At 73.2% G+C, this 23,026-nt stretch carries 12 protein-coding genes; 3 read left to right on the plus strand and 9 right to left on the minus strand.

Going from position 1 to position 23,026, the window contains the following annotated elements:
- Positions 1-16: 16 nt before the first annotated feature.
- The 9 genes from BXA03_RS21060 to BXA03_RS21100 form a co-directional block, all read right to left on the minus strand.
- The gene (locus BXA03_RS21060; RefSeq protein WP_083716225.1) at positions 17-1,984 is read right to left on the minus strand and encodes a serine/threonine protein kinase; all 1,968 of its coding nucleotides are present in this window, start codon (positions 1,982-1,984) and stop codon (positions 17-19) included.
- Positions 1,981-2,631, minus strand: a complete 651-nt coding sequence (tagF, locus tag BXA03_RS21065) for a type VI secretion system-associated protein TagF (protein ID WP_076511157.1) — start codon at positions 2,629-2,631, stop codon at positions 1,981-1,983. The genes BXA03_RS21060 and tagF overlap by 4 nt, the downstream gene beginning before the upstream one ends.
- On the minus strand, positions 2,631-6,239 hold the full coding sequence (tssM, locus tag BXA03_RS21070) for a type VI secretion system membrane subunit TssM (RefSeq protein ID WP_076511158.1): 3,609 nt from the start codon (positions 6,237-6,239) through the stop codon (positions 2,631-2,633). The genes tagF and tssM overlap by 1 nt, the downstream gene beginning before the upstream one ends.
- A 189-nt stretch (positions 6,240-6,428) precedes the next feature.
- Complete coding sequence (locus tag BXA03_RS21075) at positions 6,429-7,751, minus strand: DotU family type VI secretion system protein (RefSeq protein ID WP_076511159.1); 1,323 nt, start codon at positions 7,749-7,751, stop codon at positions 6,429-6,431.
- Positions 7,752-7,805: 54 nt separating this feature from the next.
- On the minus strand, positions 7,806-9,140 hold the full coding sequence (gene tssK / locus BXA03_RS21080; protein WP_076511160.1) for a type VI secretion system baseplate subunit TssK: 1,335 nt from the start codon (positions 9,138-9,140) through the stop codon (positions 7,806-7,808).
- Positions 9,141-9,795: 655 nt separating this feature from the next.
- Positions 9,796-15,420, minus strand: coding sequence for a two-partner secretion domain-containing protein (locus tag BXA03_RS21085; protein ID WP_076511161.1), 5,625 nt, complete (start codon positions 15,418-15,420; stop codon positions 9,796-9,798).
- 41 nt (positions 15,421-15,461) lie between these two features.
- Positions 15,462-17,129: a ShlB/FhaC/HecB family hemolysin secretion/activation protein gene (locus tag BXA03_RS21090; RefSeq protein ID WP_234983786.1), complete on the minus strand. Its 1,668-nt coding sequence runs from the start codon at positions 17,127-17,129 to the stop codon at positions 15,462-15,464.
- A gap of 8 nt (positions 17,130-17,137) precedes the next feature.
- The gene (locus BXA03_RS21095; protein WP_200803413.1) at positions 17,138-19,273 is read right to left on the minus strand and encodes a CHAT domain-containing protein; all 2,136 of its coding nucleotides are present in this window, start codon (positions 19,271-19,273) and stop codon (positions 17,138-17,140) included.
- A gap of 184 nt (positions 19,274-19,457) precedes the next feature.
- Entirely contained in the window at positions 19,458-19,973 is a 516-nt protein-coding gene (locus BXA03_RS21100; protein WP_076511164.1) for an Mpo1 family 2-hydroxy fatty acid dioxygenase, read from the minus strand.
- A gap of 96 nt (positions 19,974-20,069) precedes the next feature.
- Between BXA03_RS21100 and BXA03_RS21105 the strand changes: the two genes are divergently transcribed.
- The 3 genes from BXA03_RS21105 to BXA03_RS21115 all read left to right on the plus strand — a co-directional run bounded on the left by BXA03_RS21105 (position 20,070) and on the right by BXA03_RS21115 (position 23,026).
- A complete protein-coding gene (locus BXA03_RS21105) occupies positions 20,070-20,765 on the plus strand; it encodes a Crp/Fnr family transcriptional regulator (protein WP_076511165.1) in 696 nt (231 codons plus the stop codon).
- Positions 20,766-20,883: 118 nt separating this feature from the next.
- Complete coding sequence (locus BXA03_RS21110; protein WP_076511166.1) at positions 20,884-21,588, plus strand: MerR family transcriptional regulator; 705 nt, start codon at positions 20,884-20,886, stop codon at positions 21,586-21,588.
- Between the two features lie 10 nt (positions 21,589-21,598).
- Positions 21,599-23,026: a TolC family protein gene (locus BXA03_RS21115; protein WP_076511167.1), complete on the plus strand. Its 1,428-nt coding sequence runs from the start codon at positions 21,599-21,601 to the stop codon at positions 23,024-23,026.

Here is a 23,026-nt window from a genome sequence, read left to right on the forward strand (position 1 = left end):
AAGACCATGAAGACGATCACTTCTCGACGATCTTGAAGCTCCCCACGCCGTAGGCGTCGGCACAGCCGGCGCTCTGCGGACAGACGGGCCGGCCCAGCAGCACGGTGGCGGCGGGGCCGGGGTTGGCGGCTTCGAGCGCGACCAGGCCGGCGGCCGGGAATTGCGGGAAGACGCCTTCGTTCTTCATGCCGGCATCGCTGAAGTCGCGTTCGCGCTCGCTCACCACCACGGCGAAGTGGTTGGTGCCGGGCGGGCCGCCCGCCTCCATCGGCCAGGAGGCGCGCGGCAGGGCCAGCGTGCTGTTGGCCGTGATGCGGTTGTGGCGGTCCAGCAGGTTGGGAAAGAGCTGGAACAGCTCGCCCCCGCTGGCCAGCAGGAAGACGTAGACGAAGCCGTCGCGGTTGCTGCGCACGTCGAAGGCCAGCTTGTCGCGGCCGATGTTGACCTCGGCCTTGCGCGCGGTGGCCGTGACGTCGAAGCCCGGCGTGGCCCCCACCGCAAGGGCCTGCAGCGATTCGAGCGGCGTCTTCGGCGCGACGCGCGGCGGCGGGGCCGGCGGCGCGGGGGCCGGGCTGGGCGCGGCGGCGGGCGCATCGGCCACCGGGGCCTGGGCCACGGCCGCGGGCGGCGGGGCGGATGCGCCGTCGCCGCGGCCGCTCCACCACAGCGCCGCACCGGCCGCGACGGCCAGGGCGGCCACGCCGCCGATCACCGGCACGAGCCTGGAGCGGCCCGCCACGCCATCGGCCTGCGCCGGCGAAGGCGCGGGCCGGGGCGGCTGCGTACGGGCAGCAACCGGCGCACGGGCCACGGCCGGGGCCGCACCGCCCGCGGGCGCGCTGCGGGTGGCCGCGTGCGTGCCCGCCTCCTCCAGCCCCAGCCGTTCGCGGAACTCGGCCATGGACTGCGGCCGGCCCTCGGGCCGCACCGCCAGGCCGGCATCCACCGCGGCCAGCACGGCCGGGCTGTAGCGCTGCAGCAGTTGCTCGTTGCCGGCCAGCGGCACGTAGCTGTCGCTCATGATGCGGGCCACCGAAGGCGGCGGCGAACGGCCGCAGATGGCCACGTGCATCACGGCCGCCAGGGCATAGACGTCGGTCCACGGGCCCTGCTTCATGTCGGGCATCTCGGCGTACTGCTCCACGGGGGCATAGCCGGGCTTGAGGATGACGGTGATGGCCTGCGTCTTGTCGCTGATCACGCGGCGCGCGGCGCCGAAGTCCAGCACCACCGGCCGGCCCGAGCCTTCGAGCAGCAGGATGTTGTCGGGCGCGATGTCGCGGTGGAAGCAGTTGGCCGCGTGCATCACGGCCAGGGCCTGGCTCACGCCGTCCATCACGCGCAGCAGCCAGCCTTCGTCCACGCCGGCCGGGATGTCGGCCAGCGCCTGGCGCAGCGTGTCGCCGCGGTAGAAGGGCATCACCATGTAGGTGGTGCCGCGCTCCTGCCAGAAGCGGTAGACCTTCAGCAGCGAGGGATGGTCGAACTGCGCCAGCAGCCGGGCCTCGTTGATGAAGGAGCGCATGCCCAGGTCGAAGGTCTCGCGGTGGCGCTCCGACAGCGGCAGGATGGTGCCGTCGCCGGTGCGGGTGGCCAGCGAGGTGGGCAGGTATTCCTTGATGGCGACCACGCGTTCGAGCGTGTGGTCCCAGGCCTCGTAGACCACGCCGAAGCCGCCCTGGCCGATGAGCCGGGTGATCTCGAATTCGGCGATGGCGCTGCCCGGTGGCAGGGTGCCGGCGTCGCCGCCACCACCGGCCGGCGCGGTGCCGGCGCCCGTGCGGGGCTGGCTCGGCGGAAAGGTGCTGCCGGTGACGACGCGCGTGGCATCGCCGCCCAGGGCGCCGCCGCCGGTCACGACGCGGGTGGCATCGCCGGCCTTCGCGCCTGCCCCAGCGCCCGTGACCACGCGCGTGGCGTCGTCGGGGCCGGGCGCGCCGCCGCCGAAGACGCGGGTGGGCTCGTCGGGACGGTCCTCGCTCATCGCGCGACCTCCGGCAGGCTGCCTTCGATGCGGTCGTCGAAGCCGAAGAGCAGGTCGAACCGCGCGCCGCGCGGCAGCCCGGCGGCGGTGAGCGCGGGCCCACCGGCACCGCCCGCCTCCGGCTGCGTGAGCCACAGCGACTGGCCGTGCACCGGCCAGGCGGGGGCGCCGCCGGCGTCGGCCGCCGCCTCGGCATCGCCATACATGGCGGCCAGCAGCGCGTCGAAGGCGGCGGCGTCCAGGTCCTGCTCCAGGGCCTGCAGCGCGGCCTGCGCGGCGCACTGCCACCAGGCCAGCAGCGCGGGCCATTCGGCCGCGGCGGGCACCGTGCCCTGCAGCGGCGCGGCCACGGTGAAGGGGAAGTAGCGGCCCACGCCGTCCACCGAGGGCATCATCACGCCGGCCCAGGCCTGGCCGTCGGCCACGCCCGGCGCGAGCACGAAGAACCACAGCGGCCCTTCGAGGTAGCGCTCGCGCCATTCGCCTTCGTGCCGCAGGCGCAGCTGCATCAGCCCTTCCTGCAGCCAGCTGTCCCAGGCCTCGCGGAAGTCCGCCGGCAGGCGCCGGTGGGCGAAGTCGCCGATGCCCGGCAGCTTGCCGAACCAACCCGGCAGCGCCTCGGGCGAGGCCAGGAAGTGCGCCGCCATCACAGGCCCTCCGGACAGGAGAACTCGCGCAGCTCCTTCATCCGGATCGGATGCTGCACGCTGTTGGTCGTGACCTCGAAGCGGGCGCGCCGCGCGTCGAGCTGGAAGGTGATGAAGAACTTCTCGGGCCCGTCGCCGGCCGCGAGCTGGCCGCGGTCGAGCATCTTGAACAGCGCCCACGGCCCTTCGGTGACCTGGCCCGAGGTGCCGCCCGAGGTGGGCGGCGCGATGGTCAGCCGCACCTGGTTGGCGTTGCGCGGGCCGGGCCATTGAACGGTCATCGGCACGATGGGGCCGTGCGCGTACTTGACCACCTGGCCATCGACGTCGAGCGCGAAGCTGGTGATGCCCGCGTCCATCTCCACCGGCTTGAAGTCCAGCCGCATGCCCGGCGTGCGACCGCCGCCGCGGAAGAACACCTGCTTGATGACGTCCGCGCGCTCGAACTGCTGCAGCGCGGCCGGCGAGATGGCGCCCTGCTCCGCGATGGGCTTGTAGCGCCAGGGGCGGCGGCTGGTGTCCACCAACTGCGCCAGCTTCTTCTGGAAGAAGTCGTCCATCAGCCCGCCGGGGCCGAACATCTGGCCGAAGTCCTCGGGCAGCACGTCGCGGTTGCTGCTCTCCACGAAGGGATAGCGGCCGGCGATGGCGCGCTGGCAGAACTCGGTGACGGGGCGCAGGTCCTGGCTCAGGTTGCCGCGCTCGGCCACGCGGGCCTGGGCGGCGCCGGTGCTGCTGAGGTTCTCGATCATCGAGCGCACCGGGTCGGGCAGCCGGCCGGCGTCGGACTTGAGCTTGCCGGCCACGTCGCCGGGCGGCGGCGCGCTGCGGCTCTTGACGGCGGTGTCCACCGCCGTGAGGTAGACATAGACCTCGTTGAAGAGCTTGAGCGCGTCGTCGATGGGCGCGGGCTGGCCGGGCGCCGCGGGCGTCACCAGCCGGCGCAGGCTCTCGAAGCGGTCGTCCACGATGGACTCGATGCTCTTGCCCACCGGCACGGCGCGCTGGGCATCGCTGCCGCTGCCGCCGAACAGCTCCTCCAGCCCCTTGCGCGTGTTGCGCACCGTCTCGGCGGCCTTGCCCACGGCGGACTTGTCGTCCTTGGCCGGCGTGAGCGTGGTCTGCTTGACCACCGCGCGCAGGAAGTTGGCCAGCGGCGAATCCACGCCCGAGACGATGCGGGCGATGTCGATGTTCTTCTCCAGCCCGCCGGCGCGGATCAGGCGCACGTCGGCCAGCAGGGCCTGCCACAGCCGCGCGTATTCCTCCAGGTAGAGGCGCCGCACGCGGTCGGTGAGCTGGCCCAGGGCCGCGGCGTCGCGGGCGCGGTCGGCGGCGCTCTTCTCCTGGCCGAGCACCCACGGGTCTTCGGCCGCGAGCTGGCCGGTGACCAGCACCACCGCGTTCTGGAAGCGCTGGTGGTAGCCGTCGTAGGTGAACAGGCCCGGCACGCCCTCGGTCAGCGGCTTGCCGCTGGGCCGCTCGAACACCAGCGGCGCCGAGGGGCCGGCGGCCTGGGCCACGGTGAAGTCGGGCATGTCCTTGCCCAGGCGCTGGCGCTTGAGGCGGCTGAAGATGCGCTGCTCGGGCGGGTAGCTCGCCAGCAGGCCGCGGGTGCTGCGCACCAGGTTCTCGTCCATGGGCAGCGGCGAGCGCGGCGGCCCTTGCGCGATCAGCAGGTCGAGCTGGTCCTCCAGCATCCTGCGGCGCTCGGGCGGCACGCCGCGGTCCAGCGTGCGCTCCCAGTCCAGCGTGATCCAGGCCTTGAGCGCCTCGGGGTCGAAGTGCTCGGGCTGGTGGATCATGAGGTAGCTCTTGAGCGCCTCGTACAGGTATTCGAGGTTGTCGCGCGGGGCGCTGCGCAGCTGGTCCTCGATGCGGCGCGCGAGCTGCGGCAGGAAGGCCTCGTTGAGCGCGCGCTGGTGCGCGGCCAGGGCCGCGGCGTCCATCTTGTCGCCCTGGTAGAGGCCCAGCGTCATCAGGAAAGGCGTGTCGCCCTCGCGGTTGACCGGCGTTCGCCACACGTCGCGCAGGTTGCCCAGCACCGGCGCCATGTCGATGGGGCTGCTGGCCTGCGTCGGCAGCGTAGCCAGCGACTGGCGGGTGGGCTCCAGCTTGGCCTCGACCGACTTCAGGTACTCGGCATTGCGCCAGGCCGACCAGCCCCAGCCGGCCAGCAGCGCCAGCGTGACCAGGCCCATGGCCGAGACGCCGGCCAGGCGCAGCAGGTGGCGCTTGCGCTCCAGCTTGACGTCGGCGCCGGCCAGGCGCTGCTCGGGGAACACCACGTCCTTGAGCAGCGTGGTGAGGAAGTAGCTGCGGCCGCTGGACTTCTGCGGCGCCAGGATGGCGCGCTCGATGCCGAAGCTGCGCGCCAGGCTGCCCATCACGCGGTCGATGGGGCTGCCTTCCTGCGTGCCGCTGGTGAAGTACACGCCGCGCACCCACGGCGGCTGCGCGAAGCGCGAGCCGGTGAAGACCTGGTCCAGCAGGTCGGCCAGCAGCGGCCCCACGGTGGCGAACTGCGCCGGAAAGCCGAAGATGGCGCCGCGGCGCGTGCCGTCGGTCTCCTGCTGCATGCGCTCGACCAGGCCGTTGTTGACGCGGTCATGCAGCAGCGAGAACTCGCGCTGGAAGGGCTGCAGCAGGCCGTGCTCGGCCAGGTGGCTGCCTTCGTCGGGGCCCAGCGTGAAGCCGAAGACCTGCGCCCGCTGCTCCTTGCCCAGGTCGGCGAAATACTCGGTGAAGCCGTAGAGCAGGTCGCTCTTGGTCACCAGCACGTACACCGGCAGGCGGGTGGTCAGGCGCTCGTCCAGCTCCAGCAGGCGCGCGCGCATCGAGGCGGCGAGTGCGCTGCGCGCCTCCAGGCCCTGGCCCAGCAGGTCGGCCACGCTCACGGTGAGGAAGACGCCGTTGAGCGGCCGGCGCGGGCGGGCCTTCTTCAGCAGGTTGAGGAAGCCGTCCCAGGCGCTCTTGTCCTCGGCGGCGTGGCTGTCCTGCGTGGTGTAGCGGCCGGCGGTGTCGATCAGCACCGCCTCGTCGGTGAACCACCAGTCGCAGTTGCGGGTGCCGCCCACGCCGCGGATGGCGCCGGCGCCGAACTTCTCGGCCAGCGGGAACGAGAGTCCCGAATTGACCAGCGCCGTGGTCTTGCCCGAACCCGGCGCGCCGATGAAGACGTACCAGGGCAGGTCGTAGAGGTAGCTGCCGCCCGACAGCGACAGCCAGTCGCGCCAGCCGGGCTTCTTGCCGGCGGCCGTGAGGCGCATCTTCTTGAGCGTGGCGATGGCCTCGCCGAAGCGGTCGGCCAGCACCTGTTGCTCGCCGTTGCCGGGCGCGTCGGCCTTGGCGGCGGCGGGCGCCTTCATCAGGCCGTCGGTCAGCGCGCGGCTGGCACGGCGCACGCGCCAGCGGCGGATGGCCAGGCGCAGCAGCACCAGCAGGACGATCACGCCGATGAGGATGGCGCGGGCCAGTTCGCTTTCGAGCGGCACCAGCGTGCCGATCTTGATCAGCGGGCCGATCCACCAGATCAGCAGGCCCAGGATGGCCAGGGCCACCACGGTGAGCAGCACCGGGTGGAAGATGACGCGGAAGACGGCCTTCATTTCAGTTTTCCATGGCGCACCGCGCTACACGCATCACATGAAACCGGCGCAGCGATAGGGATCCGATGGCCGCGGAGCAGGCCAGACCAGGGCACCCGAGGAACTGGCTTTGCCAGGCCTCTGGGTGCGCCCCCCTCCAAGCCGAAGGCGCCAGGGAGGGGGGAGCCGCGAAGCGGCATGGGGGGTGTTTCATTTCGCCACTCCTTCGGGCGGAGCGAGCAGCACGATGTCCACGCGCCGGTTGCGCGCCCGGTTGGCGGGCGTGTCGTTGGGCGCCACGGGCTCGGCGTCGGCCTTGCCCTCGGCCTTCATGCGCGCCGGCTCGACCAGCGGCGCGAGCGCATTGCGCACGGCCTCGGCCCGCGCGGTGGACAGGTGCCAGTTGGAGGGATAGCGCAGCGAGCGGATCGGCTGGCTGTCGGAATGGCCGGTGATCAGCACCTCGCCCTTGACCTCGGCCAGGGCCTGGCCGATGCGCGTGAGCACCGGCATGGCCTGCGCCATGGGCTCGGCGCTGCCGGAGCCGAAGAAGGCGTCGCCGCGCAGCCGCACGGTGCTGCGGTCGGCCTCGTCGGTGACGGTCACCAGGCCCTGCTTGACCTCGGCCTCCAGGAAGCGCGCGAGCCGCGGCGACTTGGCCGGCACGGGCGCAGGCGGCGGCACGAGCTGGGTGTTGGGCAGGCGCAGGCCCGCCACGCGCGACCAGGTGGTGTCGGACAGGTTGCCCAGCCACAGCCGCAGGCCGAACCACACCAGCGCCAGCAGCAGCAGGAAGCCGGCACCCACCACCCACAGCGGCACCGATTCGCGCAGCCGCGCGCTGCCGCCACCGGCGCCCTGCCAGTGCGGCGACAGGGCCGGCTCCAGCGGCGGGCGGTCCTTGCGGATCAGGTCGGCCAGGCGCTGACGCACCGAGTCGAGCTGGGCGCGACCGTTGTCCACCACGCGGTAGCGGCCCTCGAAGCCGAGGGCCAGCACGCAGTAGATGAGTTCGAGCAGCTGGCGGTGCGTGGGCACGTCCTGCGCCAGGCGGGCCAGCAGCTGGAAGACCTTCTCGCCGCCCCAGGTCTCGTTGTGGAACTGCACCAGCAGGCTCTGCTTGTTCCAGCCGCCCGACACGCCCCAGGGCGTGTTGGCCACGGCTTCGTCCAGCGCGGTGCACAGCACGTAGCGGGCGGCCAGCACGGTCTCGTTGCTGGCACCCGCGCGGCGCGCGTCGGCATCGAACTGCTGCACCGCCTGCGCGGCCGAGGCGCGCAGCGCGCCCACGTCCGGCGGCTGCACCAGGTTGCGCAGCTTGCCCATCAGCACCAGCAGCCGGCCGGCGGCCGACACCAGCGGATTGAGCAGGCCCAGCTCGCCCAACTCGGTGGGCAGCGGCTCGGCACCGGGCGAGGACGGCGGCGGCATCACCGGCGGCGGCGCATTGCCGCCCGCACCGGGCGTGCGCGGCTTGGGCTTGATGACGGTGCGTTCGGACTCGAAGGCCGCGAAAGGATCAGGCGTGCTCACGAGGGCCTCCAGAGAGCATTCGGCTACGCGAAGCGAGCAGGAAACGAACGGGCGTCATCGGACCGCCCAGAAAGCGAGGTCCAACCCTGGGAAGTCGCCCGCGATGTGCATCGCCATGCCGCCCGAGGCCTCCAGCTGACGCCACAGGTCGCTGCCCTTGGTCTCCAGCTCGAAGTAGTTGGCGCCGGCATGGAAGGGGATCTGCCGCGGCGCGACAGGCAGCGGCGTGAGGACCACGCCCGGCAGCTGCAGGTTGACCAGGTCGCGGATGCGCTCGACCGGGCCGATCTTGACCTGCGTGGGAAAGCGCGCCCGCAGGGCATCGCCGGGCAGCTGCGACTGCACGGCCAGCACGAAGGTGGCATTGCGCTGCAGCTCCACGTCGGGGATCAGCGCCACGCGCACGCCGTGCTTGCGGTCGTGCAGCTCGATGCGGATGGCCGACTGCTCCAGCACCATCGACAGGCTGCGGCGCAGGTCGTCCATCAGCGGGCGGAAGCTGGCCTCCAGGTCGTCGTGCACGTAGGGCGGCAGGCGCAGTGCGCGGCGGCTGTCGCGGAAGGTGCCCAGGTCGCCGGCCAGCTCCAGCGCCTGTTCGTAGAAGCGCAGCGGATGCAGCAGCGGGCCGCGGGCGAAGTGCGCGAACACCGGCTCGTGGCGGTTGACGGTCTGCAGCAGCATGAAGTCGGCGATCTCGGCCACGCCGCCTGTGCCGCCCTGGGTCATGCGGCCGGCCAGGGCGTCGGCGCGCTGGCGCAGCAGGCCCAGCAGCTCGTCCACCCAGCCGCGGATGACGGCATGGGCCGCCACGTCCAGCAGGGGCGGCACCCAGCCGCGGTGCAGCGAGAGCTGGTTGTCGGTGCGGCGCTCGACGACGCGGGCGACGGAGAGCGTGGTCCAGGCGTCGGTGGCCTCGCCGGCGCGGATCAGGCGGGTGTGCAGGGCGCCCAGCTGCAGCAGGGCGGTGCGTTCGCCGGCGGTGTTGGCGTCGGGCACTTCGGACTCGAGCACGCGGTGCCGCACCAGCTCGTCCTCGTCGCCGCTTTCGGCATTGGATTCGCGCGCGCCGGCGCGGCGCACGGGCAGGGCCAGCACGATGGCCTCGTCGCGCATCGACGCCGGCACGTCGATGGGCTCGGGTAGGGGGTCGACGGCCGGCATGTCGAAGGGGGTGCCGTCGGCGAAGACGCCCACGGCGCGGGTGAGCGCGAGCTTGCCGAGCGAGAGCGCCGCGGCGTCGATGTCGAGCGCCGCAAAACCCCAGCCGCAGGGCGCCGTGCCGCGCAGCAGCAGGTGGCGCGCATGGTCTGCGTGGCGCTCGGCCTGTTGCAGGTGCTGCGGCTGCAGCAGCATGCCTTCGCTCCAGACCACTTTCGATCGCCAACTCATCGCGCGCACGCTCCTTCCAAACGACAGGGCTGCACCGCCCGGGCTTCTTTCTTCAGCCCGGGCCGGGACGCGGACGGGGGCGCTCGGAACCTGGATGCGGCAAGCGTCGTGCAGTGTCCCGGGGGCGCCGGGCGCGGCAAATCCATCGGACGGAATAGGCGGGGGGCGGGACTCGTCCGAAGGGCCTAGTACCCCGGGGCGCTTGTGGGGCGCTCGGAGCTCATCGGTCGGTTGGGTCGGTTTGGGCGTTTGGGCGTTTGGGCTTACGGGGCACTAACCCGGCAGAGGGCGTGAACCGCCGGATCGGGGCGGGTGCCTTGTATTTGCGCAGCGTCGCGCTGGACGGCCTCGGGACCGGGAGCCTTGGCTCCCACCTCCCCTCGCGGGAAAAGGAGTCCATGCACACGCGGCGTCACCACCTGGGGGTTCGCGCGCAGAGTCGAGGCGGAGGGTGCCGGTGTGCGTGCGGAGGTGCCATTCGCGGCGCCGTGCAGTGCCCAAAACACGTCGGTGGAGAGCGGGCACACATCTGGTGAGGCAAGCCGGTCAGCGCGAGCGTGCACCGGGAGCGCGCATGCCGGCACCCTCTGCCGGTTAGTACCCCAGAAGCCCGAACCGGCCGACGACCCCGAAAGCCGTTACCGACCCACGCCCCTCAGAAGTCCGAGCACCCGTTCTTGCGCTCCGTGTCCACGCAGCTCGTGAGCTGCGGCCGCGAACGCACCCGCGTCCATTCGCGGGCCAGCACGTCGTCGCCCTGCTGCGCCGTACGGCTCGCACCCAGCGGGCCGGTGGCGTAGCAGATCGGCGGGCCACCGATGTTGCGGTCGAAGGTGTAGGTGTTGACGTCCTCGCGGATCACGTCCGCGGGCGCCACCTGTGGCGGGGTGAAGACGGCCACGGCCACCGGGGCCGGTGCCGGCGGAGGTGGCGGCGGTGGTGGAGGCGGCGGCGAGGGGGGCGGCGGCGGGACCGGCGCCGGCGTCACCGTCAGCCGGCCCGGCAGCACGCTCAGCAGGTAGCCCTCGGCCGAGGCGAAGGTGCCGTTGATCGGGTACGTGCCCGCCGGACTGGTCGTGGCGGCGGTCGTCGCCAGCGTGCCGGTGATGCCGGCGCCGGTGTCGCCCAGGATCAGGCCCGACAGCACATAGCTGAAGGCCGGGTTGGGCTGCGCCTCCTGCCGCGTGGCATCGGCGATGGTGACCGTCGCCGTCGGCCGCGCGGTGTAGATGAAGCGGTTGCCCGAGGTCGGGAAGGCCGGCACGCAGGCACCGGCGAAGGTGCAGCCGTACAGGTTGGGCAGCGTCGGGCCGCCCACCAGGCCGCCGCGCGTCTCGCCCACCCAGGTCGCGGCCCAGATGCGCCACGGGCCCGTGATGGTGCGGTTGCCCACGTTCTGGAAGGTCGCGCCCGCCACCAGGTCGGTGCCGGCCGTGCTGACCACGGGCGTGTCCAGCAGCAGGTCGCCGGTGGTGGTGCGCACCAGCACCGAGGCCGCCGTCAGCGCGCCGCTGGTCACGGCCGCGGGCGCATTGGCCACGGCGTCGAAGCCGTTGGCGGTGACCGCGCCCACGCGCAGCGTGTTGGCGTCCACGTAGCGGAAGTTGCCCGCGGCACTGCCGCCCAGCGTGCTGGCCGCCACGTCGTTGACGGCCTGGTCGAGCAGCACGCTGCCCGCGGTCGAACGGGCCAGCAGCGTCGGCACCGTGATGCCGCCAGCCGCCGTCTGCGCGATGTCGCCCGTGGCCAGCAGGCCCAGCGTGCCGCTCACCGTGAGCGGCGCCTGCAGCGCGATGCTGCCGCCGCCGTCGGCCTGCAGCGTGAGGTTGCCGGTGGTCGTCAATGCGCCGGCCACGGTGATGGCACCGGACTGCACCGTGCTGCCCACCACCCGCGTCGGCGCGGCCAGGCGCGCCCATTCGTCGCCGGAGATGGCGAAGCCCGCGGCGCTGGTGCCGCCCAGGGCGATGGCGTCGCCACCGCGCTCGGCGCCGGTGGCGGCGTAGGTGTCGGGCGTGCCGGTCAGCGTGACGCTGCCGGGGCGCAGGTTGAGCGTGGTGCCCGCGCTCACCTGGCTACCGGTGCCCAGCACCAGCGCATCGGCCGTGCCCGTGGCACCCGCGCGCAGCACCACCTGGCCGGTGGACTGGATGCGCCCCGCCGGCGAGGGCACGCTGATGCCGCCGCTGTCGATGATGCGGATGCCGGCCCCACCGGCATTGCGCGATTCGCCGGTGACGGTGACGGCGCCACCCCCGGTGCTGGTGATCTGCGCCTGGTTGCCCAGCCACACGCCGTCGCCCCCCGTCGCCGCGCCGCCCCCCAGCCGCAGGCCGGTGACGGCGATGCTGCCGCTGCCGGTCTCCACCATCGGCAGCGAGGTGGCGCCGCCGAACTGCGCGCCGATGGCCACGCCATGGCCCGGCGCGTTGCCGCTGTTGGCCACGAAGCTGCCCACGCCGGTGATGCGCACCGCGCCACTGGTGGTGTGGATACCGGCCGCCGCCGTGTTGGCCGCGATCTGCACGCCGGTGCCCAGGTTGCTGGTGCCCACGATGTCCACGCTGCCGCTGGCGGTGGCGATGCGCGTGCTGTCGAGGTTGACGGCGGCGGTGATGAAGCTGCCGGTGGAGGTCGCATTGCTGCGGCCGGTGAGCTGCACGTTGCCGCCCGCGCCCGCGTCGCTGCCGCCGCTGTAGGCGCCGGGCGAGACCAGCGCATTGCCCTGGCGCGTGTCGATCACCGCGGTGTTGCCCAGGCTCACGCTGGTGCCGCCGTTGGAGTCGTTGGTCCAGGCGCCGTTCATGGCCACGGTGCCGCCGTTGGTGTAGATCTGCCCGTCGAAGCTCACCTGGCCGCCGCCCACGGCCGCGCTGCCGGCCGTGGCCGCCGCATTGAAGGCCACGTTGATCGACGAGCCCACGCCATAGGCTGCGACGCTGGCGCCCCCGTTGGAGCGCACGCTGCGGTTGGCATTGAGCGTGAGCGTGCGTGCCCCCGTGCCGTTGAAGACGATCTGCGCGGCGTTCAGGAAGATGTCGCCCTGGTCGGCCGCACCGCCGGTGCCCGTGCCGATGGTCACGTTGCCGCGCAGCAGGGCGTTGTTGATGTCGCCGTCCTGGATGGTCGAAGTGGCCACCGCGTCGTAGGGATTGGTGGGCAGCGTGCCCGCGGCATTGCCGTTGACGATGGTGATGTCGAAGGGGTCGATGGTCCAGGTGCCGACGGTGCCTGCATTGGCGCCGGTGTTCACGCGGACGCCCCGGACATCGAAGTTGGCACCCGAGGTCTCGATGGCGCCGCCGTTGCCGCCCGTGGCGCCGCCCTGGGCCGACAGCGAACCGTAGGCGCGCAGCGTGCGCCCGGCCAGCAGCTGGATCTGCCCGCCATTGCCGGTGGCCGAGTTCGCATCCGCCCGCAACTGCGCGTTGGCCGCCATAGCCACCGCGTTGGTGCCCTGCACCGTGATGCGGCCGCCCTGCCCCGCGCCGCTGGCGTCCATCAGCGCGCCGGTGCCCAGCGGGTTCTGCAGCAGCACGTTGTTGGCTGCGATGGCGATGCTGCCGCCTGTACGGGTGGTGCTGGACACATCCACCACCGCCGTCAGCGGCGTGCCGGTGGGCAGCGCGACGGTGGTGGTGTCGCTGCTCAGCCGCACGTCGCCGGTGCCACCCTGCAGGCTCACCGCGCCGCCCTCGGCCCGCAGGCCGCTGCCCACGGCACCGCCGATGTCGATGGCGCGTGCGGTGGCGCCGTCCTGGATCGTGACGGCGCCCGTCGTGGGATTGCGCACCGCCGTGAAGGCGCCGCTGCCCGCCGTGCCGGTGACGTCCAGGCGTGCGCCCGCGCCCGCCACCACCTGGCTCGACACCGTCTGCACGCCCTGCGAGGCCTGCGCGGTGCTCTGGAAGGCGGTGAAGTCGCCGCTGGCGCGCATGCTGTCGAAGTTGCCGCCGGTGCCTTGCAGGGCGACATTGCCCTGCGCCTGCACGCGCGCGCCGCTGAGCAGCACGCCGGCCGTGTTGCCGATGCCGCCGCCGGGCTGGCCGGCCGTGCTGCTGCTGGCCACGCCGGTGAGCGTGGCCGCGCCGCCCGAGGTCAGCGCCGAGCCGCCCTCCGCCCGCACGCCGCTCGCGCCCACGCCGCTGGTGCCGTTGACCGCCAGGCCACCGGTGCCGGCCTGCACGGTGCTGCCCGCCGTCACCAGCACGCCTTCGCTGGCCGTGTAGCTGCCGCTGCTGGCCCAGCTGCGGCCCTGGCCGGCCAGGCTGATCTGTCCGGTGCCGCTGGTCAGCACCTGGCTGTTGCCGATGTAGACGCCGGCGCGCCAGCGGTCGGCGGTCGAGGCGCCGTCCGAGTAGCTGCCGCCCACCGCCCGGCCGTTGGTGGCATCGCCCTGGCCGAAGAAGCGCACGTTGCCGCCGTTGGCGTCGATGCGCGCGCCGTCCAGGCGGATGGCCGCCGCCGAGTCGGTGCTGAAGCTGGGAAAGGGCGCCACCGTGGCGGCCGTGTTGCGCGCCGCGCCGGTGGCGTCGGCATTGAGGTCCACATTGAGCGCGCCGCCGGTCGAGGTGATGGCCGTGCCCGCGGGCAGGTCGATGCTGCCGGCCGAATCGATGCGCAGCGTGGTCGTGGGGCCGCCGCTCTTGACCACCTGGGCCGCCACGGTGCCCGTTTCCGGCTCGGCATTCTGGAAGGCGACGCCGCTGCCGTCGCGGCGCTGGCTGGTCGACAGCGTGACGTCGGTGCCCCGGCTCAGAGCCCGGCTCAGCCCGGCGGCGTCGACCCGGTTCGTGTCGACGGCGGTGGCGCCTGCGACATAGGCGGTGGTGCCCGAGGCGACCAGCAGCCGCGGGTCGTTCACGGCCAGCGTGAGGCGGCCGTTGGCCCCGCCGCTTGCGCCGCCGCCGGCGTCGATGCCGGCCAGGCTGGCGGTCATGGCGTTGGCCGTGGCGCTGATGCTGCCGCCCGCGCCGCTGCCCGCGCCGCGCGCATTGAAGGTGCCGGCCAGCTGGACGCTGCTGCGGACGGTGGTGCCGGGCGGCGCGGTTTCGCCCGCCATCGTCACCGCGGCGCCATCGTTGAAGGCCAGGCTGCCGCCGTTGCCGGCACCGGTGGCACTGGCATCGAGCGTGGCCGAGGGCGCCACGTTGATGACCGGGCCGGCCACCACGACGGTGCCGCCACCCGCGACGCCGCGCACGTCGATCAGCGTGGCCGGCGCCGCCGCCACCGAGGGCACGGCCGGGGCAGGCGCATCAGCCAGCTCCACCTGGCCGCCAGAGAGCGTCACGCTGCCGCCGCTGCGGCCGGCCGTCGTGCCGCTCGCATCGACGGTGCCGCCGGCCACCTGCAGCGTGTTGCTGCGGCCGGCGCCCAGCACGATCTGGCCGTTGCGCGCCTCCACGCTGCGCGCCTGCACGACGCCGGTGTTGTTGACCACCAGCTGGCCGGCGCGGCTGGAGGCGCCGAGCATCAGCGCCCGACCGCCGTCGGCCTGCACCAGGCCCGCGTTGGCGGCCGAGGCCGAGGTCGCGAGCGCATCGGCATTGATGACCACGTTGGTCAGGCCGTCGCCCGCGAAGTCCAGCGACACCTTGCGGCCCGACACCAGGCCCGCCGTGCCGCCGGGCGCATTGATCGTGCCGCCGGCCTCGTTGCCCACGCCCGCGCCGATCAGCAGCACGGTGCCGCCCGCAGTCGCGACGATGCGTCCGCGGTTGACCACCGTGGCGGCATTGCCGTCGCCCCGCTCGAAGACCAGCACCTCGCCCGGGCCCAGCGGCGTGTTCTCGCGCCCGCTCGGCATGAAGCTGGCGTCGGGGATGTCCAGCGTGGTGGCCACCAGGCCGCCCACGTTGACCTGCGCGGTGCCCGAGAACAGCACGCCCGAGGGGTTGACCAGGAACACGCGGCCGTTGGCGCTGAGCTGGCCGGCGATCTCCGACGGATTGCCGCCGGTCACGCGGTTGAGCAGCACCGACGCGGCCGAAGGCTGCACGATGTTGACGGCCGCGCCCGAGCCGATGGAAAAGCTCGTCCACTGCGCGATGGCGCGCGCCTGGCTCTGCGTCAGCGTCATCGTGCCGGCGGCGGGGTTCTGCGCCGTGATGGCGACGCCGCGCAGCGCGCCCGCGCCCGGGGCGATCACCGGCAGCGTCAGCGGCGCCAGCTGGGCGATGGCCGAGCCGGCGCCCATGCACAAGAGCGACAGCGCCAGGGGCCGCAGGCGCCAGTGGCGGGCCGCGGCGGCGGAGGAGGAAGGGGGTCGGGTGCTCATCGCGAGGCCTCGTGAGAGAAAGCGCCGGGTGCCGCGGCCGGTCAGAAGGATTTCTGCAGCTGCACGTACAGCCGCGGATTGCGACCGCCGCCATCGGTGACGCCCGCCGGCGTGCCGGCACGCCAGGCCAGCGAGGCATTGATCGAGAAGTTGCCGGCGCGCACCCACTGCAGGCCGATGCCGGCGCCGCGCAGGCTGCGGCTTTCGGGCGTGGTGTCGAACAGGCCGGGGTTCTTCTGCGGCCGTCCGCGCGCGGCGTCGTAGAAGACGAAGGGCGTCAGCTCCGAGGTGGCCGACCAGCGCCATTCGACGGTGCCGATCAGACCCTGGTCCACCAGCACCTCGCCCGAGGCATAGGCCCGCACGGCGCGCGCGCCGCCCAGGCTGAGCTTCTCGGAGGCATCGAGGTTCTTGCTGGCCCACTGGCCACCCAGCGCCAGGTAGAGCGAGTGCTCCGGCAGCACCGACTGCAGGCGCGAGGCCTGGAAGGTGAGTTTGGAGAAGCTGCCCTCGGTGCGTGGCCCGCCCAACGCCTGGTCGGCCGCCAACAGGCCCGCCTCGCGGATCGACAGGCTGCCCCGGTAGGCCGTGCCCGAGCTGGCCCAGTAGCCGCCGCCCAGCCAGTCGTCGCGCAGCTCCCAGGTCCAGCCCAGGCCGGTGCCGCGCACGCGCTTGCGGCCTTCGAAGGCCACGGTGGTGTATTCGTCGGTGAGGCGCTTGGTGTCCACCGACAGGCGCAGGAAGAGGTTCTGCCGCCGCTGGCGGATGACCGGGTAGAAGAGCGAGAGGTCGGCCACGTCGGCCTTGCCCTGCGCGCCCAGCACGGCGAACTGGCCGCCCAGCTGGTAGTCGATGCGCGCGAGCCCGGCGCCCAGGCGCAGGCCGCTGGTGCCCAGCGGCACTTCGTAGGCGATGCGGCCCAGCTGCAGCGCATCGTTGTTCGACACCATGGCCCGCAGGTCCAGGTTGTCGCCGATGCCCAGCGGGCTGTTCCAGCGCAGCGAGCCGCCCACGCGGTAGCGGCCCGATTCCTTGGTGCCGTGGTTGTCGGCGTCGGCGCTGAAGGACAGGCGCGAGCCGGGGTTGACCTCGACCGTCAGGTCGGTGGTGCCGGGCTGGCTGCCTTCCTGCAGGCCGGAGCCGACGGCGATGCCGGGCTGGTCGGACAGCAGCAGCATGGCGCGCTCGTAGGCCGGCGCGCTCACCGCCGCGCCGGGCTGCAGCGCCGCCAGGAAGCCGCGCACCCGCGCCTCGCTCGTGGGCGCCTCGGGCGCCACCTGCACGTCGACCTTGCCGATGCGGCCTTCGGCCACGCTGATCTCGACCACGCCGTTCTGCACCGTCTGCACCGGCACCACGGCCTGGGCCAGGAAGTAGCCGCGCGCGTGGTAGCGGTCGGTGATGGCCTGGGCCAGCTTCTCCAGGTCGGCCAGCGTGACGTCGCGGCCGACGTAAGGGCCGGTGGTCTCGCGCAGCTCCTCGGCCGTCAACGCATCGGCGCCGGTGAGGCGCAGGTCGTTGAGGCGGAAGGACACGGCCGGCGTGGCCGGGGCCGCGGGCAGGGCCTGGGCGCCGGGTGCGGCGCAGCTGGTGCACGGCGGCTGCACGGGCACCAGCTGCTGCTGGGCCAGCGCGGGCACCATGGCCGTCAACGCAGCGGCCAGTGCCGTTGCACGGATCGCGAAGGATGTGGGCACGTTGGGCTTCATGGCGGGCTTCATTGGACGGTCAGGCGCCAGTTGCCGATCAGGTTGAACGGGGCCCAGAAGAAGGGGTGCGCCATCTTGGGATCGCGCAGCACCGCCAGCTGGCCGGCCTGCATGGCCTGCTGCAGGTCGCGGCCCTTGGCGAGCTCGCCGTAGAGCGTGCTCATGAGCACCGCGGTGGCGTCGTCCGATACCGGCCACAGCGAGGCGATCAGGCTGCTGCTGCCGGCCGACAGGAAGGAGCGAGTGAAGCCCAGCACCTCGTCGCCCGAGGCGATGCGGCCCAGGCCCGATTCGCAGGCCGAGAGCGTGACCAGCGCGGTGCCCTGCATGGGCAGCTCCAGGATCTCGTGCGCCTCCAGGAAGTTCTGGCGCCCGTTCTCGTTGGCCAGGAGGATGCGCGAATAGAGCGGGTCGACCTGGTCGGCCTCGGCATGGGCGGCCACGTGCACCAGCGGCGAGCCGCCTGCCGCCTGGCGGAACTGCGTCTTGGTGGCCTGCGCGCCCATGTAGACGGTGTGGCGCGGAAAGAGCTGCTCCAGCCGCTGGACCTCGGCCACCGAGCCCGGCAGGTCGTACTTGTCCTCGATGCGCGGATTGCCGAAGGCCGTCAGGCGGCCGTCCACGCGCGGCGTGCGGCGCGCCAGCTGCACCGCGATGCTCATGGAGGGCGCGACCGACACCGGGTTGGTCTCGATCAGGTAGCGGCCGTTGGTGCGCAGCGCCTGGAAGGGCAAATAGTGCAGCGGGCCGTGCGGCACCACCACGATGCGCTGGCCGGGCTGCAGGCCCAGCGGACCGATGAGCGCCGCGCCCATCTTGTCGGCATTGCCGATGGCGGTGCGCCGGCCGCGCACCACAGAGTTGCGGAAGGTGTCGACCAGCTCCACCAGCTCGTCGCGGCGGATCGGCAGGCTCTGGCTGCGCACCTCGGTGCTGCTCACCACCCACACCTGCAGCCGGTCCGGCAGTGCGTGGTACTGCACCAGGCGCTCGTCGGGCGCCAGCGTGGCCTGCAGGCTGGGGAGGTCGACCACGGTGGTGGCCTGCGTGGCCAGCTGGGCACGGCCGCGCACGGCGTCGAGCAGCGCGCGCGAGCGGCTGTGCTCGCTCACCTCGAAGGCCCGGCGCGGCTCACCCATGTCGGCATACAGGCCTACGGCGCGCTCGAAGAGCTGCTGCAGGTCGGAGAACACGCCCATCTTGAATTCGTCGCTGCGAAAGCGCGCGCGCACGCCGTCCACGCCCGAGAGGGCCCGGTCCAGCGCCTGTGCGGCCTCGGCCTTGCGGCCCAGCGCCAGTTCGCTGCGGGCCACGCCGTCCCAGGCCCAGAGCTGGAAGTAGCCGGCGTCGGTGCCGGCGCGGCGCGTGGTGAGCTGCTGGAACAGCGCGCGCGCCTCGGCCGGCTTGCCTTCGGCCAGCAGCAGGTTGGCGCGGGTGCGGTCCACCTGCGCCGTCAGCGAGGCGTCGCGCTGCGGCGGCAGGCTGTCGAGCAGCTGGCGCGCGCGGGTCAGGTCCTCGGGCTTGCCGCTGTCGATGAGGGCATTGGCCAGCGAGGCCTGCACCAGCGGCGCATAACGCGGCGAGCTGGCGGCCAGCGCCTGGTCGTAGTTGCGGATGGCGCCGGCCAGGTCGCCGCGGCGCGCGTCCACGTCGCCCAGCACCTTGAGCGCGGGCCCGCGGATGAGCTGCGGCTCGCGCGTGGGCAACTGCAGGGCCTCGCGGGCGAACTGCTCGGCCTTCTCCAGCTGGCCGGCATAGCTGTAGACGATGGCCAGGTCGCGCTTGGCGGCGGCCAGCAGGGCCGGGTCCTGCGTGGCGCCAGCCAGGTGCAGCGCCTTGCTGGCGGCGCGCACGCTCTGGCGGAAGTCGCCCGCCTCGGCCAGCGACACGGCTTGGCTGCAGTACTGGTAGGCGCTGAGCTTGACCTTGTCCTGCGAGTACAGGATGGCGCCCTCCTGCGTGAGGGCCAGCAGTGTGTCCGAGTCGGCCAGCCGGGCCTGCTCCTGCTGGCTGGCGGCGGCCTCGGCATCGGGCGCGGCGGCCTGCGCCCAGGCGCCCGTGGCCGGCCAGGCACAGGCCAGGGCCACGGCCCAGGCGCCCCATGCGGTGCGGCGGCGGCCGGCGCCCCCGGCCGGCTTCTGCATCTTGCGTTCCATTCGACCCCCAGGCGTCCGGCCGTGGGGCACGCCAGGGCGGCGGGCCCCGCAGGCGCAGGATGCGGCCTGTCCGTCGGACGTCGTCGGGGCAGTCTAGGAACGGGCCCGCGCGGGGCCTATTTGCAGGAAGGTCTAGGGCGAACGGCGTAGGGGCGGGCCGCGCCTGGGCCGCTCAGGCCGCCACGCGGTGGCGCACCGGGCCGGCGCGCTGCTCGACCGCCTGGCGCAGCGGCTGGCACAGGCCGAGCATGAAGGCCGCCTCGGCCACCACGAACAGAGGCCCGATCAACAGGCCTACCAGGTCGTCCACGAAGGCGGGCTTGCGGCCCTCGTACCAATGGCCGACGAACTGGATGGCCCAGCCGACCACGAAGCCGCCGATCCCGACGGCCATCCATTGCGCCGTGGGCAGCGCCGCGGCCCAGTCGCCAAACCACAGCGCCAGGGCGAGCAACGCGGCCATGACGGCGCCGAAGCGCAGGTCCAGCCGCAGGTAGTACGCCATCGCCAGCAGGCTGGCGATGACCGCGGGCGTGAGCGACAGTCCGGCCAGCATGAAGCCGGGCCGCGACAGCAGCACGACGACCGCCAGGACGATCAGGGGAACGCCGACGAAATGCGTGGCGATGTTGCGCGGGTCCCTGTGGTAGCCCGCATAGGTGGCCAGTTGCTCGGTCAGTGTCTTCATCGTTGTCTCCGTGGCGCAATGCAGCGATGCTAGGGCGAGCCTCCCGCGCGCCACTGTCGGCTGCCGGACACAAGGCGCCCGACGCCCTCCCGATCCATGAACGACGACACCTGGCACCGCATCGCCGCCAGCGGCGGCTGGTTCAAGGCCGCCCCCGCGCCCCTGCAGCAGGCGCTGCTGGGCCTGGCCGTGGCGCGTCGCCATGCGGACGGTGCCTGCCTGTTCCGGCGCGGCGACCCGCCCGACGGCCTGTACGGCGTCGCCGAGGGCGCGGTGCGCATCACCGGCCTGGCGGCCGACGGCCGGGAAGCCCTGCTGGCCATCGCCGAGCCGTCGCAGTGGATCGGCGAGATCGGCCTGCTCGACGGCCTGCCGCGCACGCACGACGCCCATGCGCAGGGCGCGGCCGTCACGCTGCATGTGCCGCAGGCGGCGCTGCTGGCCGTGCTGCAGGCGCAGCCCGCGCTGTGGCAGTGGATCGGCCTGCTGGCCACCGGCAAGCTGCGCGCGGCCTTCCAGGCGCTGGAGGACATGGCGCTGCTGCCGGCCGAGAACCGCATCGCCGCGCGCCTGCTGGCCATGTCGCAGGGCTACGGCGAGTGGACGCACCAGACGCGCCGCGTGGTCCGGCTGTCGCAGGAGCAGCTGGCCTCGATGCTGGCCCTGTCGCGCCAAACGGTGAACCAGGTGCTGCAGGGCCTGGCGCATCAGGGCATCGTACGGCCGGGGCGCGGCACGGTGGAGATCCTGGATGCGGCGCGGCTGCGCGCCCGGGCCGGCCGCGTCGGCTGATCTGCACGCCGGCACCGCGCGTACAGCAGGCGCTGGCAGCGCCATGCAGACCGGCGGCGTTGCTGCTTTGTTATTTGACATGAGGCATGTAACATAGAAAACGACACGTCACGCCCCCATGCCCACCGACCCGACCGACACCGACGCACGCACCATCGAGGCCCTGGCTTCGGGCTCGGGCGTGACGGTGCGCAACATCCGCGCCTACACCACGGCCGGCCTGCTGCCGCCGCCACGGCTGCGCGGGCGGCTGGGGCTCTATGGCGAGGAGCATGCGCAGCGGCTCGAGCTGATCCGCGCGCTGCGCGAGCAGGGCTTCGGCATCGAGGCCATCCGCCGCGTGTTCGAGCAGGCGCCGGCCAGCTCCTGGCGCAGCCTGGCGGCGGTGGCGCAGTCCATCTCGGACAACCTCTTCGCGGCCGAGGCGCCGCTGGTGGTGCCGGCCGAACAGGTCAAGGCGAAGTGGCAGGGCCGCATGACGCCCGCCCTGCTCGACCGCGCCCTGCGCGCCGGCCTCGCGCGCCGACTGCCCGACGGCAGCGTGCAGCACCTGAGTCCGGCCCTGGCCCGCATCGCCGAGCAGCTGGCCGCGCTGGGCCTCGCCCCCGAGCAGGCCATCGACATGCAGGAGGCGCTGGTGCGCACCCTGCGCAGCGTGGCGCGGCGCTGGCTGCGCACGCTGGTCGATGCGGTGCTGGCCCAGCCCGAGCGCGCATCCGCGCTGCTGCAGCAGGCCGGCCCGCTGGCCACGGGGGCGGTGCAGGCAGCCTTTCCGCTCATCCTCCAGCAGGAGCTGGATGCTTTCGTCGCCCGCCAGAAATGACCTTCACGCCATGACCCACCTGCGACGCCTCTTCCCGCTTGCGGCCTTCGCGCTGGCCGCGGGCCTGGCCGCTTCGGCGGCGCATGCACAGGCGCAACAACCCGACGGCCTGGCGCTGAGCTTCGAGGCCGCGCGCCTGCGCATGCTGGAGCGCTCGGACAAGCTGGCCGCCGCGCGTGCCGGTGTCGAGTCCAAGTCGCTGCGCGCCGAGGCGCTGCGCCACCTGGGCGGTCCGGTGGTCAGCGTGACGGGCGTGGGCTATGCCTACGACGCGCGGCTGAAGGTCGACCTGTCTTCCTTCGATTCGGGCCTCACGCAGATCGGCCAGTTGCTGCCCGCCAGCCTGCAGAGCAGCCTGGCCCGCCTGCCGGTGCGGCTGCCCGACAGCTACACGCTGCAGCGCGACGGCCATGGCTTCACGTCGTCGGTGTCGGCCATCTGGCCGCTCTACACCGGCGGCGCCACCGACGCGGTGCGCGGCTTTGCCGGTGCCCAGACGCGCGAGGCCCGCGCCGACGCCGACCAGACCGGCGGCGAGGTGGACCAGACGCTGGTCGAGCGCTACTTCGGCGCGCAGCTCGCGCAGCGCGCCGCCACGCTGCGCGCCCAGGCCGAGCGCACCATCGCCGGCCACGACGAAGCGGCGCAGAAGATGCTGGCAGCCGGCGTCATCTCGCGCGTGGAGCGGCTGCAGGCCCGCAGCGCCTACGAGGAGGCGCGCCGCAATGCCGAGAAGGCGAAGGACGATGCCGAGCTGGCCGCCGTCGCGCTCGCCCGCACCGTGCGTGCCGACCAGCCGGTGCTGCCGCGCACGCCGCTCTTCGTCCTCAGCCAGCCGGTGGAGCCGCTGGGCTATTTCCTCGATGCGGCGCAGCTGCACCACCCGGGCCTGGCCAAGGTCGCGGCCAAGAAGCTGCAGGCCGAGGAGCTGCATGCCGGCGAGGAAGCGTTGCGCCGCCCGCAGGTGCTGGCCTTCGGCACGCGCGACATCAAGCGCCGCGACGAGGCGAGCTGGGTGGCCGGCGTGGGCGTGTACTGGACGCTCTACGACAGCGTCGACCGCGACCAGCTGGCCGCCGCCAGCCTGAAGCAGGTGGAGCAGGCCGAGCGCACCGATGCGCAGGCGCGCAGCGACATCTCGCTGCTGGTGGAGCGCAACTGGCGCGCGCTGGAGAACGCGCGCCGGCAGTTCGCGTCGATGCAGGCCGGCATCGACCTGGCGCAGGAGGTGGTGCGCCTGCGCAGCGCCGGCCTGCGCGAAGGCACCAGCACCACGCAGGACCTGATCGACGCCGAGACCAACCTGGCCAAGGTGCAGACCGAACGCGCCCAGGCCGCCAACGACTATGTGCAGGCCCTGGCCCGCCTGCTGCAGAGCGCCGGCATCTCCGAGCGCTTCAACGACTACATCGCCCGCGCCGATGTGAGGATCGAATGA

This window comes from Pseudacidovorax sp. RU35E (genome assembly GCF_900156165.1).
Lineage (GTDB): Bacteria > Pseudomonadota > Gammaproteobacteria > Burkholderiales > Burkholderiaceae_C > Xenophilus.